The sequence below is a fragment of the Flavobacterium lindanitolerans genome (assembly GCF_002846575.1).
Classification (GTDB): Bacteria; Bacteroidota; Bacteroidia; order Flavobacteriales; family Flavobacteriaceae; genus Flavobacterium; species Flavobacterium lindanitolerans.
Genome location: NZ_PJND01000007.1, coordinates 1,899,347 through 1,916,358 on the forward strand (window position 1 = coordinate 1,899,347; position 17,012 = coordinate 1,916,358).

At 37.7% G+C, this 17,012-nt stretch carries 13 protein-coding genes; 8 read left to right on the forward strand and 5 right to left on the reverse strand.

Annotation, left to right across the window (positions count from 1 at the left end; all coding sequences use genetic code 11):
• Positions 1-40: 40 nt before the first annotated feature.
• Positions 41-1,159 carry a GTP cyclohydrolase gene (locus B0G92_RS08425; RefSeq protein WP_101471779.1) on the reverse strand — a complete coding sequence of 373 codons (1,119 nt, stop codon included), beginning with the start codon at positions 1,157-1,159 and terminating at the stop codon, positions 41-43.
• A 6-nt stretch (positions 1,160-1,165) separates the two neighbouring features.
• On the reverse strand, positions 1,166-2,131 hold the full coding sequence (locus B0G92_RS08430; protein WP_101471780.1) for a transporter: 966 nt from the start codon (positions 2,129-2,131) through the stop codon (positions 1,166-1,168).
• Between the two features lie 128 nt (positions 2,132-2,259).
• Between B0G92_RS08430 and B0G92_RS08435 the strand changes: the two genes are divergently transcribed.
• The 6 genes from B0G92_RS08435 to B0G92_RS08460 all read left to right on the forward strand — a co-directional run bounded on the left by B0G92_RS08435 (position 2,260) and on the right by B0G92_RS08460 (position 10,118).
• Positions 2,260-2,538: a DUF4834 family protein gene (locus B0G92_RS08435; RefSeq protein WP_056070626.1), complete on the forward strand. Its 279-nt coding sequence runs from the start codon at positions 2,260-2,262 to the stop codon at positions 2,536-2,538.
• 71 nt (positions 2,539-2,609) lie between these two features.
• Positions 2,610-5,069 carry a YfhO family protein gene (locus B0G92_RS08440; RefSeq protein WP_101471781.1) on the forward strand — a complete coding sequence of 820 codons (2,460 nt, stop codon included), beginning with the start codon at positions 2,610-2,612 and terminating at the stop codon, positions 5,067-5,069.
• Between the two features lie 142 nt (positions 5,070-5,211).
• Positions 5,212-6,492 (forward strand): glycosyltransferase family 4 protein, encoded by a 1,281-nt coding sequence (locus tag B0G92_RS08445; RefSeq protein WP_375153604.1) that lies wholly within the window; start codon positions 5,212-5,214, stop codon positions 6,490-6,492.
• A gap of 190 nt (positions 6,493-6,682) precedes the next feature.
• Positions 6,683-8,158 (forward strand): oligosaccharide flippase family protein, encoded by a 1,476-nt coding sequence (locus B0G92_RS08450; RefSeq protein ID WP_101471783.1) that lies wholly within the window; start codon positions 6,683-6,685, stop codon positions 8,156-8,158.
• A gap of 22 nt (positions 8,159-8,180) precedes the next feature.
• Positions 8,181-9,077, forward strand: a complete 897-nt coding sequence (locus tag B0G92_RS08455; RefSeq protein WP_082482205.1) for a LysR family transcriptional regulator — start codon at positions 8,181-8,183, stop codon at positions 9,075-9,077.
• 69 nt (positions 9,078-9,146) lie between these two features.
• A complete protein-coding gene (locus tag B0G92_RS08460; protein ID WP_101471784.1) occupies positions 9,147-10,118 on the forward strand; it encodes a YeiH family protein in 972 nt (323 codons plus the stop codon).
• 213 nt (positions 10,119-10,331) lie between these two features.
• On the opposite strand, the gene uvrA is transcribed toward B0G92_RS08460, so the two are convergent.
• Positions 10,332-13,118 (reverse strand): excinuclease ABC subunit UvrA, encoded by a 2,787-nt coding sequence (uvrA, locus tag B0G92_RS08465; protein WP_101471785.1) that lies wholly within the window; start codon positions 13,116-13,118, stop codon positions 10,332-10,334.
• 319 nt (positions 13,119-13,437) lie between these two features.
• Here uvrA and B0G92_RS08470 point away from each other — a divergent pair, with 319 nt between their 5' ends.
• Positions 13,438-14,022, forward strand: coding sequence for an RNA polymerase sigma factor (locus tag B0G92_RS08470; RefSeq protein ID WP_056070645.1), 585 nt, complete (start codon positions 13,438-13,440; stop codon positions 14,020-14,022).
• A 235-nt stretch (positions 14,023-14,257) separates the two neighbouring features.
• On the opposite strand, the gene B0G92_RS08475 is transcribed toward B0G92_RS08470, so the two are convergent.
• Complete coding sequence (locus B0G92_RS08475) at positions 14,258-14,908, reverse strand: endonuclease III domain-containing protein (RefSeq protein ID WP_101471786.1); 651 nt, start codon at positions 14,906-14,908, stop codon at positions 14,258-14,260.
• A gap of 84 nt (positions 14,909-14,992) precedes the next feature.
• On the opposite strand from B0G92_RS08475, the gene bcp reads away from it, so the two are divergent.
• Positions 14,993-15,445: a thioredoxin-dependent thiol peroxidase gene (gene bcp, locus B0G92_RS08480; RefSeq protein ID WP_056070651.1), complete on the forward strand. Its 453-nt coding sequence runs from the start codon at positions 14,993-14,995 to the stop codon at positions 15,443-15,445.
• A 72-nt stretch (positions 15,446-15,517) separates the two neighbouring features.
• On the opposite strand, the gene B0G92_RS08485 is transcribed toward bcp, so the two are convergent.
• Entirely contained in the window at positions 15,518-16,990 is a 1,473-nt protein-coding gene (locus tag B0G92_RS08485; RefSeq protein WP_056070654.1) for a hypothetical protein, read from the reverse strand.
• Positions 16,991-17,012: the final 22 nt, after the last annotated feature.

The following is a 17,012-nucleotide window of genomic DNA, read 5'->3' on the forward strand; positions in this document are numbered from 1 at the left end:
CGAAATCAATCGGAACTTTTTTATTTGTAATTATTTTACGCTATAGGTTTTGTACATAAGTACATCTTCTTTTGTGAATAATCGGATCAAAATGTTTCCAGATATTATGAATGGCAACATTGTCAACTAATTCAGGAGTTCTGTAACACGTCTGTACATTCTTTTCTTTAAAGGTTTTGTAATATTCGTTAAAAACAATAGCCGTTACACCTTTGTTCTGGTATTCCGGATCAATCCCTATCAGGTAAAAAATCATGTCTTTGCTGTGCTTCCGGGCTTTAAGCAGATGAAAAATACCAAAAGGGAAAATCTTTCCTTTCGCTTTTTGTAGTGCTTCAGAAAAAGAAGGCATTACAATGCTAAAGGCAATTATATTATCGTCTTTGTCAACAATAAATTTAATCAGTTCAGGATTGATAAAACTGATGTATTTTTTTTTGAAATATTCTTTCTGAATATCAGTTATTGCCACAAATGAAGACAGGTTTGCATAAGACTTGTTAAACAGGTCAAACATCTTGTCAACATAGGGCATGATGTCTTTGGTTTTGGTAAAGTTTAAAGGTTTAAGCTGGTATCGCTGCTTGATTAGTTCGTTTGCTTTTATAAAAGTTTCAGGGTTGATGTTAGTGAAAGAGAATTTGCTCTCAACATATTCTTTTTCAACTTTCATTCCTAACTTTTCAAAATGTTCTTTATAATAAGGCAGGTTATACCAGGTAATCATTGTGCTGATTTGGTCAAAACCTTCGGTCAGTACGCCTACCTTATCCAGATTGGAAAAACCTACAGGGCCTTCAACATATTCGAGTTGGTGTTCGCGTCCAAATTCATAAACTTTTTCCATTAATGCTTTGGTCACTTCGATATCGTCAATTACGTCAAACCAGCCGAAACGCACTTTTTTCTTATCCTGGTCGTTTACTTCATTCCAGTTGATAATGGCTGCAATTCTGCCAACGATTGTATTGTTTCTATAAGCAAGATAAAACTTGGCCTCGGCACTTGCAAAAGCCGGGTTTTTATCTTTGTCAAAAGTTTCGAGCTCATCGTTTATGATAGGCGGAACCCAGTATTTGTTGCCTTTGTATAAGGAAAATGGAAATTTTACATAGTCCAAAAGCAGGGCTTTGGTATTAGCTTCTTTAATTGTTATCATTACAGGCTATTCTTTTTCTCCACCGACTTCGTCGATTCGTTTTTTCTCGTCTTCTTTTTTCTTGTCTTTCTTTTTGTCTTTTTTGTCACTCTTGTCTGGTCCCTGAATCATAATGTCCTTGTAAAAACCGTCAAATCTCCAGGAAACACCAACACCTCCATAAAAAATAGAAGGAGTGTCTTTTATATTTTTGCTGATGGAGGCATCAACCTGAAGGTTGGGTTGAAGAAGGTAAGCGGCACCTATACGACCAATAGCGTCAGAATAAAAATCACTCTGATAGCCTTGCAATTCGATAAACCCGGACCATTTTTCATTAAAGCCTCTGGTTAGTGTTGCAATAATGCCATAGCTAGGATAGTCGGTCGTGATTCTGTCAGCAATAATGTTCATCACATATACATAGCGGCTTCCAAAGTGGTTTTGTGTAATAACCATCAGCTTTGGACTGATTTTTGGGTCGGTTGGAAAAGTATATGGATTATTCGAGAAATTGATATTGGCTCCGGCATAAACACCCACGGCAGGAATAAATTGTCTCCATTTGAATCGATGGTTGGCTTTCCAGCTGTAAATGTTTACTTTCTCTTCATAATTTTTGAATGGGTCATAAATCAGGTATTTGGCTCCAAGTGTCAGTTTTTTGATAGCATTTCTGTTTTCAGAACCCAATGCCGTTTCGTATTGGTCTGTCTGATATTGCAGGTTCATAATGAATTCCAACTGTTCTAAAAAAGCTCCGTAGCGCAATGCCAAATCCAGTCCAAATCCTTTGGCTTTAGTATTCAGAATATCATGGTCTTCGGCTAAGGCATAAATTCCGGCTTCAGTTTGAAAGACGGTCTTTCCAACAGAAAATCCCGACATGGATTCGCCTGGACGGTTGGAATTGATAACGTCTGTAAATTGTGCGTAGCTGGCTGAAGAACAGAAGGCGAACAACAGTAATGAAGCAAATCTTGATTTTGACATAGTCTCTGAGTTTTCATTAGCAATGGTTAGTATAACCCAAAAGTAGTATAATTTATTATTTATTTAAGAAGGATATTTTAAATTTAAGCGTTCTATTTGCTAATTTTACGCTTTAAAAAATTTAGATTATGCAATTTGCTTCATTTAACGGAGTCTTGAGAACGTTGTTTATCCTGGTCTGCATTTATTATGCTGTCAGACTGCTTGCAAGGATATTTTTCCCGATCATGGTGAGAACCGTAGTGCAAAAAGCGGAACAGAGTTTTCAGCAGCAACAGCAAAACTATCAGAGACAAAATAGCCAGGATGATTTTGTTAATATCAATACAAATGCCAACAGAAGATCTGACCGACCTCGTGAGACTAAAAAAGTAGGCGAATACATCGATTACGAAGAAATAGACTAACTTTCTTTGAATATATTTGCGGTAAAGCGTATCTTCACGCCTTTATTTATTTTGTTTTCAATTAACACCTTATGAAAATAATCAGCAAGTATTATCCTCACTTACTGGCCATTTTAGGCTTTGTTTTGGTTTCCCTAATTTATTTTTATCCTGTTATGCAGGGCAAGCAGATTTATCAGTCTGATATTGCGCAATATACAGGTATGGCAAAAGAGCAGAACGATTTCCGTGCAAAGGAAAAAGAAGAGCCATTCTGGACAAATTCTGCCTTTGGAGGAATGCCAACCTATCAGTTGGGGGCCAAATATCCTAATGATTTTGTAGGTGATTTAGATGATGTATTGCGTTTTCTGCCTCGACCGGCTGACTACCTTTTCTTGTATTTTCTCGGATTTTACGGATTATTGCTCGCCTTGAGGATTGACCCGCTGAAAGCCTTCTTCGGAGCTTTGGCTTTCGGTTTTTCAACTTATCTGATTATTATTCTGGGTGTTGGGCATAATGCCAAAGCCCATGCTATAGCCTATATGCCATTGGTGGTTGCCGGTGTAATTCTCGTATTCAGACGGAAATTTGTCCTGGGAGGCTTGCTGACTATGATTGCCGGGGCATTAGAAATTAATGCCAATCACTTTCAGATGACTTACTATCTGTTGTTTTTACTGCTGATTATTGGCATCTATTTTCTTTATAAATACATCAAACAGAAAGATTATAAAGGCATTTTGTATGCAGTTGGAGTATTTGCTGTAGCCGGAATTTTGGCTGTTGGAGCCAATGCAACCAGCCTGATGGCTACTTCTGAATATACTGATTTCAGTATGCGTGGAAAAAGTGAACTGACCTATAATCCGGATGGTTCTAAAAATACGACTACCTCTTCAATGTCATATGACTATATCACAGAATACAGCTACGGAATTGCGGAAAGTCTGAACCTGTTTGCTCCAAGATTGTTTGGAGGTTCCAACTCAGAACATTTGGGAAACAAATCTAAAGTATATGAATTTATTTCCGCTCAGGGTGCAAATCCAGAAGAGGCACAAGGTTTTACTGAAGCCTATGCTAAAACATACTGGGGCGACCAGCCAATCGTAGCCGCTCCGGCCTATATTGGAGCTGTTGTTTTCTTTTTATGCATATTGGCCTTATTCAATGACAAGCGAAAAATCAAATATGCCTTTTTAGGAGGAGCCATCTTTTCATTATTGCTTTCATGGGGTAAGAACTTCCCGTTAATGACTGACTTTTTCATTAACTATGTGCCAATGTATGACAAATTCAGGGCGGTATCTTCTATTCAGGTTGTTCTTGAGCTATGCATTCCGGTACTGGCAATAATGGGACTTCAAAGTTTTTTCAAATCAGAGAAAGAAGAACAATGGAAATCATTAAAACTGGCAGGAGGCGTAAGTTTGGGAATAATTGTACTGCTTTTCTTTGCCAAAGGAATGTTTGATTTTACAGGGCCTTATGATGCCCAAATGCAGCAGATGTTTAGCCAGGCACAAGGAAGCCACTCTTTTGGTCTAGAATTTATCGAAGCGTTACGTGAGGATAGAAAAAACATGTATAATGCAGACCTGTTGCGTTCCGGATTCCTTATTTTAGTGACAGCAGGACTTTTATGGCTGCATATCAAAAATAAGCTTTCACATACTTTTGCTGTCGTATTGGTAGGACTGTTCATGATTGGAGATTTGTTCTTCATCGACAAGAATTATGTTGACAGTACAGGCTTTGTAAGTGCAAGAGAAGTTAACGAACCTTTCCAGCCAACGGTTTCAGACCAGCAGATTTTAAGAGACACGACACAATACCGTGTTTATGAAATCGAAGGAAGATTACAGGCAAGAACTTCCTACTTCCACAAATCGCTGTCAGGTTACAGCGCTGTACGTCCAAGAAGGATTGAGCAGTTATTTGATTACCAGATTGCGAAAAACAATCTGAACGTACTCAATATGCTGAACACCAAATACGTCATCCAGGTAGATGAAAAAGGGCAGGAGTACCCAATCATAAACCCTGATGCCAACGGAAATGCATGGTTTGTAAGTGAAGTCAAATTTGTCAATACGCCAGATGAAGAAATGAAGGCATTGGACAAATTAGACACAAAGAATCAGGCCGTCTTTAACCAGAAAGAATTTAAAAATGCTATTTCAAAAACCTACCAGAAAGACAGTACAGCAACTATTGTTTTAAATAGCTATAAGCCAAACCATCTGAAATATACTTCCAATAATTCGCAAAAAGGATTGGCAGTCTTTTCGGAAATCTATTATCCAAAAGGATGGAAGGCAACTATTGACGGAAAACCAGCCGACCATTTCAGGGTAGATTACACATTAAGAGCAATGGAAATCCCGGCAGGAAAACATACAATTGAATTTAAATTTGAACCGCAGGTTGTCAAGACAGGTAGCACGATTGCTTTAATCAGCTCAATTGTAATGATATTGTTATTAATAGGCGGGATTTATTGGGAAAATAGAAGAAACAAAAAAGAAAACTCATTAGAGAAATAAGACTTCAGATAGCAGGTAGCAGTTTTCTGGCGGCAGGTAACAGGTTTTTAGTGTAATGTATAAGCGCAAATCCAAAATCTTAAATCTTAAATCTTCAATCTAAAATCTAAAAACCGCCATCTAAAATCACAAATTTATAATTTTGAAAAAGGTACTCATCATAACTTATTATTGGCCACCGGCAGGAGGACCCGGAGTGCAGCGCTGGTTAAAGTTTGTAAAGTACCTCCCTGATTTTGGTATTCAGCCAATTGTTTATATTCCCGAAAACCCAACCTATCCGATTCTGGATGAGGAGTTGGTTTCTGAAGTTTCCGATAAGGCCATTATATTGAAGAAGAAAATTTTCGAGCCATATGGGTTTGCCTCCATTTTTTCCAGGAAAAAGACCAAAAAAATCAGTTCGGGAATTATTCCAAATCAAAAAAAGCAATCCCTTCTGGAAAAACTTTTTCTTTGGATTCGGGGTAATGTTTTTATTCCGGATGCCAGGGTGTTTTGGGTAAAACCGTCGGTATTGTTTCTGGAGAAATACATTCGTGAAAACGAAATCGATACAATAATAACTTCCGGCCCTCCACACAGTCTCCATCTTATAGGATTGGCTTTAAAAGAAAGAACAAAAGCACACTGGATAGCAGATTTCAGAGACCCGTGGACAACCATAGGCTATCATAATAAACTGAAATTATCCGCATCGGCTGCAAAGAAACATAAAGAACTGGAATCTATTGTATTGAATGAAGCCGATCAGATTTTAGTAACCAGCCAAACGACCAAAAAAGAGTTTGAGGTGCTGACTACAAAACCGATAGAAATCATTACAAATGGTTTTGATGTAGAAAAAGTAGCCCGGCAGCCTTTGGACGAAAAATTCAGCATAGCGCATATTGGTTCCTTTTTATCTGAAAGGAATCCGAGAATATTATGGAAATGCCTTAAAGAAATCATTAAAGAAAACCCTGATTTCAAAAAAGATTTTGAATTGAAACTGATAGGAGCTGTAAGTCAGGAAGTGCTGGATGCCCTTGCAGAATTCAGGCTGAACTCTTATGTAAACAATCTGGGTTATGTTTCGCACAAGACAGCAGTTGAACACCAGAAAAAATCACAGGTGCTGCTTTTGGTCGAAATCAATTCTGAGGACACAAAAAGTATCATACCGGGAAAATTATTTGAATACATGGCCTCAGAACGTCCCATACTGGCAATAGGTCCTGAAGGTTCAGATTTCGCTTCTATCATAAAAGAAACAAATACAGGTGCCTTTTTCCATTATGATGAATTCGATGCCCTGAAAGAACGTATTCTGGCTTATTATGCCGCTTATAAAGAAGATAACCTTAAAACATATGCCGTCGGTTTACAACAGTACAGTCGAAAAAGCCTTACTGAAAAGCTGTCGAAAATTATACGAAAGTGAATTTAGAATTAAGATGATAGAGAATAGTTGATAGTGGATAGTTATTAGTGGATAGTTGATAGTGGATAGTCGGTAGAGGATAGACAGTTTAGGTAAAGAAATCACAAATCAAAAATCATAAATCAAAAATCAGAGTTCATGAATCACAAATCTAAAATCATAAATCAAAAAACATAAATCCAAATCGCCCATGGGAATTGTATTAAACCAGTCTGCCAAAAATATTGCCGTAACCTATTTTGGTTTTGGTATTGGCGCTGTTAATGCACTTTTCCTCTATACCAGCTTTTTAGGAAAAACACATTACGGTATTGTTTCGTTTTTGCTTTCTGCTGCGAATATCATGATGCCGCTTATGGCGTTTGGCGTTCATAGTACACTGATACGGTTTTATGCAAAGTATAAGGACGAAGACAAACGCGAACGGTTTCTGAGTTTTATGCTGTTGATGCCTTTTCTGCTGATAATACCTATTACTATCATTACTGTTTTTGGATATGAGCAGATTGCGTCATGGATAATTAAAGACAATCCTACGGTTGAGCCTTATTTATGGCTGATACCGGTTGTAGGACTTTTTATGGGCTATTTTGAGATTTTCTATGCCTGGGTTAAAGTGCATATGAAATCTGTTTTCGGGAATTTTATCAGCGAAGTCCTGGTTCGGATTGTGACTACAATTCTGCTGTGTTCTATTTATATGGGATGGATTGATAAAGATACTTTTATTTATTGCATAGCAGGAGCTTACGGATTACAGATGCTCGCCATGATGGTATATGCGATGTATGTCAGAATGCCTAAATTGCATGTCAGGCTTCCTGAAAATACCAGGGATATTTTTGGCTATTCGTTTTTTATCATCTTGTCAGGAAGTGTAGCCGTATTATTACTGGATTTTGATAAGGTAATGATTCCGGCTTATGAAGAAATCAGCAAAAATGCAGTCTATTCTGTAGCGATTTATATTGCTACGGTTATTGCGGTTCCGAGTCGGGCCATGTTACAGATTATCTACCCGATAACAGCCCGCTTAATGAGCGAAGAAAAGATGGAAGAACTGAACGACCTCTATAAAAAAAGCGCCATCAGTCTGCAGGTTTTTGGTGGATTGGTAATGTTGGGTATTTTTCTAAATATCAAACAACTGTATCTGGTAATACCCGGAAATTATGAGGCGGGGCTGTGGAGTGTTTTTCTAATCGGACTCGGTAAGTTTTATGATGTCATTTTAGGAAACAACAATGCCATTATCCTGAATACAAAATACTACCGCATGGTTTTGATTTTCGGATTGCTGCTGGTTGTAATGATGATTGGGCTAAATATGCTTTTTATTCCAATGTATGGCATAACAGGTTCTGCTTTGGCTACCTTTATCTCCATATTTGTCTATAATACGATAAAACTGCTGTTTGTGGTTAGAAAAATGGATTTATATCCGTTTACTGCCAATACCCTAAAATCATTTGGAATCATAGCTCTTGTGTTTATCACATTTTATTTTTGGGATTTTCCTTTCAATCCTTTTGTAAATATCATCTTGAAATCAATATTGATTACAATAGTTTATGTGTATCTGAATTATCTTTTCAAGATTTCTGCCGATATCAATCAGGTTTTAGAGAAAATGGTTCCTATAATCAAAAACTCGCTTAAGAAGTAGCAGTTTTTTAATTTTTGACAGGATGTTGGACTTTAGGCTAAAAGTTTTTTACATAGTGGCGAAGCGGCTTAATTTTACAAAAGCTGCAGAAGAGCTTTTTATTACCCAGCCCGCCGTCAGCAAGCATATCCATGAGATTGAATCTTTCTATCAGAGCAAGCTTTTTGAAAGAAATGGTACAAGAATAAAACTAACTCCGGCCGGAGAAATACTTTTGGGCTATGCCGAAGAAATTCTAACCATACACAGAAACATAGAATTTGACCTTGCAGCACTGACGAAAGACATTAGGGGAGTGCTTAAAATAGGAGCCAGTACAACCGTAGCACAATACTTTTTACCAAAATATCTGGCTTCTTTCAAGCGGAAGTTCCCTGATTTGAAAATAACCCTTTTTGTGAATAATACAGAGCAGGTAGAGAACCTGTTGTTGGAAAATAAGGTCAATTTGGGTATTGTGGAAGGACAAACCAAACGCAAAGACATAAAATATACTCCTCTGGTTAAAGATGAAATAGTTTTGTGTACAAGCGCAGCAAACCCATCTTCAAAAAAGGCAACATTTGCTTTAAAAGATTTACAGCAACTACCTTTAGTAATGAGGGAAAGTGGTTCTGGAACCCGTGAAGTTATTATTGCGGCATTAAAAAAAGCAGGCCTGCCGTTTTCGGCCCTAAATATTGATATGGAATTTGAAAGTACAGAAAGCATCAAGTCTTATCTGTTGAATTCCAATTCGTATGCTTTCCTGTCTGTAGCTTCTATATTCAAAGAATTGAAAAGCGGAGAATTAAAAATTGTCGATATCAAAGAGTTGGAAATTGAGCGCTATTTCTATTGTGTTGTACAACAGGGTGATACGCATTTTTTAAATGAGGTTTTTTTCAAACACCTGTCCTTACATAACTTAAAGTTATAACACATTCAAAATAGTAATTTCTCTCTTGCTTCCAGACTTGTCACTTTTGCATTGTAATTTAATCATACAATGGAAAAAAACAATCATCTCTTAGAGCAGAAGCGGAACTTTTTCGGAAAGAATATTACGGTTAGGCAGCTACTTTTTGTATTGCTAATCCTGTTTTGCTCATCAACTTATATTTCGCCACCTTTTGCCTTATTTTTAGGAATTTTGACTGCCCGGACAATTGGACATCCATATTTGCAATTCAATCATAAAATAACGCATTATTTGCTGCAAATTTCTGTAGTAGGTTTAGGATTTGGTATGAATGTGCATACGGCACTTCAGGCAGGGAAAAGTGGTTTTTTATTTACGGTATTTTCTATTTTTGGTGTTCTTACAGCCGGATATATAGTCGGGAAAATCCTAAAGATTAATAAAGAAATATCCTTCCTGATTTCTGTTGGAACAGCCATTTGCGGAGGAAGTGCCATTGCTGCTGTTTCACCGGTTATCAACGCAAAAGAAAAACAAATAAGCGTAGCATTAGGAACAATTTTCATATTAAACTCAATAGCACTCCTGTTGTTCCCGGTTATAGGCCACATGCTGCATCTTTCCCAGTCTCAATTTGGATTGTGGTGTGCCATAGCAATACAAGATACCAGTTCTGTTGTAGGAGCTGCAAGCAAATATGGAAATGAAGCCTTGCAGATGGCTACTACGGTAAAGCTCACAAGGGCATTGTGGATAATTCCGATTGCTTTTATTAGTTCGGTTATTTTTAAGTCGAAAGAATCAAAAATAAAAATCCCTTATTTCATAGGCTTGTTTGTGGTGACCATCATCCTTAATACCTATAATCCTTTTTTCCATAAAATAGGAGGTAGCCTTGTAAGCCTGTCAAAAATCGGGATGACCGTTACGCTTTTTTTAATTGGAGCAGGTTTGTCGAAAACGGTATTGGCTTCGGTTGGATTCAAGCCTATACTGCAAGGAATTATCCTTTGGATACTTATAGCGGTTCCTACAGTTTTGATTGTATTTTATCTGTAACCGTATAAAATAATAAATCCCGCCTACTTTGCAGTATAACGGGATTTATAACAAACCTAACCAACCAATTTTAATAATCAACCAAATTATTAAACTCTTAAATATTTTATCAGTTTGTCTAACCAACTAACTTTTACGATTTACTATATTCAAGTTCCATGCCAAAGTTAAAATGTCATGCTCCCCGGAATGATAAATTAGTGTTAAACAGTACTATAGTTTTTCTTTGAGATATTTTCCGGTAACAGAATTTTTATTTTGTACAATTTCTTCCGGTGTTCCCGAAGCAACTAGCTGTCCTCCGTTTTCACCGCCTTCAGGACCAATATCGATAATATAATCAGCACACTTGATAAGGTCAAGATTATGCTCAATAACAATGATGGAATGTCCTTTGTCGATTAAGGCATCAAATGAAGCCAACAGTTTTTTAATATCGTGAAAATGCAATCCGGTAGTTGGTTCGTCAAAAACAAACAGAGCTTTATCTTTTGTTGCTCCTTTTACAAGGAAAGAAGCTAGTTTGATTCGCTGTGCCTCACCACCCGAAAGTGTCGATGAGGACTGCCCAAGTTGTACGTAACCTAAACCAACATCCTGTAAGGGTTGCAGTTTCTGGGTGATTTTTGTCTGCTTGTGTTCGGAAAAGAAAGCTACAGCATCATCAATTGTCTGCGTCAGAATATCGTCTATGTTTTTTCCTTCATAGGTAACTTCCAGAATTTCTTTTTTGAAACGCTTTCCGTTGCAGGTATCGCATACCAATTGGACATCCGCCATAAAAACCATTTCTACATTGATAGTACCTTCACCTTTGCAGGTTTCACAACGACCGCCATCAACGTTGAATGAGAAATGCTTTGGCTGGTAATTTCGGATTTGCGATAGTTTTTGCTTCGCAAACAGGTCACGAATATCGTCATACGCCTTGATATAGGTCACCGGATTGGAACGTGAACTACGGCCAATAGGATTCTGGTCGACATATTCGATATGTTTGATAAGCTGATAACTTCCGGTCATTTCGCTAAATTGCCCGGCTTTTTCACCAACACCTTCCAGCGCTTTCTGCATGGCCGGAAAAAGTATTTTTTTGACAAGCGTACTTTTTCCACTTCCGGAAACTCCGGTGATTACTGTAAGCACTTCCAAAGGAAAACGAACATCAATATTTTTAAGGTTGTTTTCACGTGCCCCAATAATATCAATAAAGTTTTTATGTTTTCTGCGTATTCTCGGCGTTTTTATTTCTTCCTGTCCGTTCAGGTATTGGGCTGTAAGCGATGATGATTTTAGTATTTCCTCAAAAGTTCCCTGTGCCACCAGTTCTCCTCCAAATGTTCCTGCTTCCGGGCCTATGTCGATAATCATATCGGCCGCTTTCATAATATCTTCATCGTGTTCAACCACGATAACCGTATTTCCTAAATCGCGAAGCGAAAGCAACACTTTTATCAATCGTTCCGTATCTTTAGGATGAAGCCCGATACTTGGCTCATCCAAAATATACATCGAGCCCACCAAACTGCTTCCTAAGGATGTAGCCAGATTAATTCGCTGGGATTCACCTCCGGATAATGTGGCAGAATTTCGGTTTAGGGTAAGATAATCAAGCCCCACCTCCGATAGGAAAGCCAGGCGGTTATTGATTTCCAGTAATAAACGTTTGGCAACTTTGAAATCGTATTCCGAAAGTTCCAGTTCTTTGAAAAAAGTAACCAATCTTTTGATTGGCAAATCAACCAAATCAGAAATCGTTTTGCCGCCAACTTTTACATAATTGGCTTCTTCACGCAGACGTTTTCCTCTGCAATCCGGGCATTTGGTCTTACCCCTGTAGCGGGAAAGCATCACACGATTTTGTATTTTATAATTTTTTACTTCCAGTTCTTTAAAGAAATCGTTCAATCCGACAAATTCCTTATTGCCTTTCCATACCAAAGCTTTCTGTTCCTCAGTAAGTTCGTAATAGGGCTTGTGGATGGGAAAATCAAATTTATAACCGTTTTTGACCAGTTCATCCCTATACCAGCTCATGCTTTCGCCACGCCACGGATAAATAGCATTTTCGAAAATAGATAGTGCCGTGTTCGGGATAACCAAATCTTCATCAATTCCTATCACATTCCCATATCCCTGACAGGTAGGGCAGGCTCCATAAGGATTATTAAAGCTGAAAAGGTGTACGTTGGGTTCAAAAAACTGTATTCCGTCCAGTTCAAAATTATTACTGTACGTAAAACGCTTATCCGTATTTAATTCCTGCAGATAACAAACACCTTTGCCTTCATAAAAAGCGGTCTGGATAGCATCGGCAAGTCGGTTGAAAAATTCTTCTTCTTCCTTGACAACAATCCTGTCAATAATCAATAATATATCTTTATTGTCTAACGAATGGCCGTCTATTTCATCAAGTCTTACCATTTCATTACCCACCAGTATACGGGCAAACCCCTGTTGCAGCAATACTTTTAGTTTGTCTTCAAGTGCACGTCCGTCTTCCAGATGAATAGGGGCGAGGAGCAACCACCGGCTATCCAAATCAAATGATTTTACGTCATTAATAACATCCGTAACACTGTCCTTTCTGACTTCCTGCCCGGATATAGGAGAGAAAGTTTTCCCGATTCTGGCAAAAAGCAATTTCAGGTAATCGTATATTTCTGTAGAAGTACCAACCGTTGAGCGGGCATTGGTCGTATTCACTTTTTGCTCGATAGCTATTGCCGGAGCAATTCCTTTGATATATTCTACTTTTGGCTTGTCTAATCGTCCAAGAAACTGCCTGGCATAAGAAGAAAGACTTTCAACATATCTTCTTTGTCCTTCAGCATAAAGTGTATCAAAAGCCAGACTTGATTTTCCGGAGCCGGAAAGCCCTGTAATGACTACAAATTTATTTCTGGGAATTACTACATCAAGATTCTTAAGATTGTGAATTTGAGCACCTTTGATGATAATATTTGATTTTGGTTCAATCTTTGTTATATCAGTTATCATAGCTAATTTTGAGAAGTACAAAGATAATTAATTTTAGTGATGCAACCCGATACTATAAGATTGAGATATAGTCAGGGATAGCAATGTTAACGGAGTCGTAAATCTATTGAAATATGCCATTTTTTGACGGGGAAACATTGTTAAAAATTATTTTATCATAAGGTTTTATGTTAAAATTCGATATTTTGTTTTGTACTATAAAAAAAATAATGCTACATTTGGTTCATTATTAATCTTAATTTAACACTTGCCTATACAAAAAATTACTTTTTAGAATATCTATTTTTCATTACACAACCAAAAACTAAAAGGTAATACTATGGCAAATGTTCAAACCCCAGACGCTTTGTTGGTAAAAAGATATGTGGCAGGTGACGAAGTCGCTCTTGCTTCACTTATCGACAGACACCAGTCAAAAATCTATGGATTTATCTACTCCAAGGTTTCTGACAGAGATATTACTGATGATATTTTTCAGGACACCTTTATTAAAGTCATTAAAACCTTGAAATCAGGTTCGTATAATGAAGAAGGGAAATTTCTTCCCTGGGTAATGAGAATTGCCCATAACCTTATTGTGGACCATTTCAGGAGAGGCAAAAAAATGCCTATGTCAAGAGAAACAGAAGAGTTTTCTATATTCTCTGTTATTTCAGACTCATGCCCGAATATCGAAAGCAGAATGATTACGGCTCAGGTAGAAAAAGACCTGAAAAAATTGATAGAAGAACTTCCGGATGACCAGAAAGAAGTGCTGTTAATGCGAATTTATCAGGACCTTAGTTTTAAAGAAATCTCTGAATTGACGGGAGTTAGCATCAATACCGCTTTGGGTAGAATGCGTTATGCTCTCATGAACTTAAGAAAAGTTATTGACAAGCATCAAATTATCTTGACAAACTAACAATATTCCCTGCATTGTTGCGTTGTAGTAGAAATAACCTAGTAAAATTATTATATGGCAAAAATCTACTCTAAAAAATCATTAGCAACAAAACCAATGCAACCTAAAAAAGAGACAATATCATTTCTATTGAATTACTCTAAAGCCTTGAGCTATATCAAAGTAAAAGGGCTTAAATTTGAGTCGATTGCTAACTGATAAAATATCCCGGTAATTTATTATCGGGATATTTTTTTTATTTCCCGGCCAGTTCAGCCAGTACTTTTTTACTGCCGATAGTGCGGGTAATAATATCCTTTTCTAAATTCCAGCCCCTTGCAGGAGAATATTCCCTTCCATACCAGATTATCTGAAGATGGAGGTCATTCCATAATTCTCTGGGGAAAATAGCTTTGGCATCTTTTTCCGTCTGTACCACATTTTTTCCGTTTGAAAGTCCCCAGCGATACATCAATCGGTGGATATGCGTGTCTACCGGGAAAGCAGGAACTCCAAAAGCCTGTGACATAACAACGCTGGCTGTTTTGTGTCCTACTGCCGGAAGCGCTTCCAATGCTTCAAAGCTTTGGGGAACTTCGCCATTGTATTTTTCAATAAGTATTTGTGACAAGCCGTAGATTCCTTTGGATTTCATAGGCGAAAGGCCACACGGACGGATGATGTCCTGAATTTCTTCAACAGACATTTTTACCATATCATATGGATTGTCAGCCCTGGCAAAGAGCAAGGGCGTAATCTGATTGACACGAACGTCTGTGCATTGTGCCGATAACAAAACAGCAATTAGCAAAGTATAAGCGTCTTTATGGTCTAACGGAACAGGAACGGTAGGGTATAACTCTTTTAACGTATTAATAACAAATGTAGCGCGCTCTTTTTTGGTCATTTTTAGCTATTTTTATAAATGTAAAAGTAGGATAAATATTTAGTTTTTCCTTTTTACAATTTTCTGAAACCCAATACCAAAAACATGACAACATTAAAAGCAGGAGACAAAGCGCCTGATTTTTCAGGCTTTGACCAAGACGGAAAATTTCACCAGTTAGCAGATTATAAAGGAAAAAAGTTAGTAGTTTTCTTTTATCCTAAAGCGAATACGCCGGGTTGTACCGCCGAAGCTTGCGACTTGCGTGATAATTTTGAACGCTTTAAAGCGAATAATTACGAGCTTTTGGGAGTTAGCGCAGATTCTCAAAAAGCACAGGGAAGATTCAGGGATAAATTCAAGTTTCCTTTCCCGTTAATGGCAGATGAAGATAAGAGTATTATTGAAGCTTTTGGCGTCTGGGGACCTAAAAAGTTTATGGGAAGAACTTATGACGGAATCCACAGGACAACATTTGTAATTGATGAGAAGGGGATTATCGAAGAAGTGATTACCGACGTAAAAACCAAAGCGCACGCCAATCAGATATTAAAATAGGATAAATAAAAAAGCAGTATCTGACAAATACTGCTTTTTTATAAAATATCTAAACTTAGCACCTCTTTTAAACTAATTTGTGCTTTCTTCCATCAGTTTTTTAGGGTCGTAACCAAAAAGATTATCTCTTTTAATCATTTCTGCAATACCTTTTGGCAGCATGCTTTCCCAGCCCGGTTTTCCTTTGCTAATCATTTTCAGAACTTCACGGGAGAAAATTTCCAAATCATGCTCATCAAAGTCGGTTATATCGACTACCTTTCCGTTGAACTTGAAGAATTTATACAATTCTTTCATTCTAGGATGTACTTTGAGGTTTTCTGAATTGATGACTACTCCGTGTTCGTCCTTCATAGGATACAGGAATACCTTCAGGTCACGATAAAATAATTTACCGAAAGCTTCCAGTATACCACCGCTTAAATGGCGGTAATATTTTTCATCAAAAACATCCACAAGGTTGCTTACTCCCATGGCAAGTCCCATACGGGCTTTGGTGTAGTTAGAGAAATATTCCACTACTTTATAATACTCCTGGAAATTAGAAATCATTACAGTCTGTCCTAAAGAACAAAGCAATTCAGCCCTGTCCATAAAATCTCTTTCGTCAATTTCACCATCCGAACGCAGGTTGGAAAGCGTAATTTCAAAAACGACCAGCGTATTTTCTTTTTCTACTTTATTTTCTTCGAGAAACATCTGTAATGATTTCTCATACATATCCATGTTTACACGGGTTACCGGACGGAAACTTCCTCTTAGTGCCAGAATGTTTTTTTTGTAAAGTACAGCAGCTGGCAAAACGTTATTTCCTTCTGGGTCAAACATTACGGCATCTGTCATCCCGTTTTTAACCAGCTGAAGGCTCATCAAACGGTTATCGACATCGGCAAAGCGCGGACCGGAAAAATTTATCGTATCGATTTCCAATTGGTCCTTGTCAAGGTGGTCATAAAGATAACGCAGTAACTTTTTTGGGTCGTTGTATTTGTAAAAAGCACCGTAAATCAGATTAACACCAAGAATACCAAGGGTTTCCTGTTGTAATCGGGCATCGGTTTCTTTAAAACGGATATGGAGTATAATTTCATTATAATCCTCGTCCGGTTCAATCTGGTATTTGATACCTACCCAACCATGTCCTTTGAATTGTTTTGCAAAATCGATAGTGGCTACCGTGTTGGCGTAGCTAAAAAACATTTTGCTGGGATGTTTGTCTCGTTTAAGACGCTGTTCCACAAGCTTTACTTCGTGTGAAAGCATTTTTTTTAATCGGGCCTCTGTAACATATCTTCCATCAGCTTCAGCACCATAGATGGCGTCGCTAAAATCCTTGTCATAGGCAGACATCGCCTTAGCAATCGTTCCGGATGAACCACCTGTTCTAAAGAAATGCCTTACAGTTTCCTGACCGGCACCAATCTCGGCAAAAGTACCATATATATTTTCATTCAAGTTGATACGGAGCGCTTTATCCTTTATGGAAGGAATCTGCTCAATGACCTTATCTCCTTTGAGTTTAATCTCGTTTTCGTCGTTTCTCATAATAGTGATAATACTTTGCAAA